This is a genomic window from Sulfobacillus harzensis, assembly GCF_012933365.1.
Taxonomy (GTDB): domain Bacteria; phylum Bacillota; class Sulfobacillia; order Sulfobacillales; family Sulfobacillaceae; genus Sulfobacillus_B; species Sulfobacillus_B harzensis.
In genome coordinates, this window is record NZ_JABBVZ010000309.1 from 1 (window position 1) to 816 (window position 816).

Below are 816 nucleotides of genomic sequence, written 5' to 3' on the forward strand. Positions count from 1 at the left end.
GTAATTGTTGCGCCTCGTGCATAAACTCCGGTTGTTCCCGTTGCAGGTACTGGGCAAAAGCGTGCACCGCTGCCAGGCGTACGTTCCGTGTTGACACGTGACAGTGGCGGTCGGTCTCCAGCCAGTCCAAGAAGTGTTCGATGGTGGGACGCGTCAGATCCTGCAACCGGATCTTGTCCGGCGGTGTCGCCCGTTGCGTGGTAAAAAACTCGATGAGCAGCTTAAACATATCCCGGTACGACAACACCGTGTTTGGGCTCAAGCCTCGCACTCCCGGCAGGTACGTGGCCAAGCACTGCGACACGCGGTAGGCGAAATCAGTGGGCTTGACCATCACACCTCCGGAATCGCGGTCCCCGTGGTTTGCACGACCGCCGTGAGAATCTCCGCATATAAGTCGGCGGTCAGCCGCACATAGCCTTCTGTGGCGGTTGTCGAGGCATGGCCGACATAAGTCGCTAAAATCGGGAGTGCCGCGTACACATCGAGTCCTTCATCGACGAGACGCTTCAGGGTCCTGACACAAAACGAATGTCTCAGGTCGTGAAGCCGCGGTCCGGCGCCCCGTCCGGCATGCGGAATGCCCGCTCGACGCAACTGATGCCGGAACTGCTGATACACCCAGCCGCGACCCGGGGGCCGCCCGTTCCGCGTTTGAAAAAACCACGTCGGATCGGGCTGACGGGTGTGGAGATGCGCCTGCCATCGTTGTAGACCGTCCCGGAGGGACGGAGACACCGGCACCATCCGGTCGTTCCCCCCTTTGGCCTCACGGATCAAGAGGATACCCCGCCCAAGATCCACATCGGAGACTCG

2 protein-coding genes are annotated in these 816 nt (G+C 60.8%); both read right to left on the minus strand.

Annotated elements, in window-relative coordinates:
- A partial coding sequence (locus tag HIJ39_RS23220) for a site-specific integrase (protein ID WP_169103385.1) occupies positions 1-334 on the minus strand: 334 nt, incomplete at its 3' end.
- A partial coding sequence (locus HIJ39_RS23225; RefSeq protein WP_169103386.1) for a tyrosine-type recombinase/integrase occupies positions 334-816 on the minus strand: 483 nt, incomplete at its 5' end. The genes HIJ39_RS23220 and HIJ39_RS23225, both read right to left, overlap by 1 nt.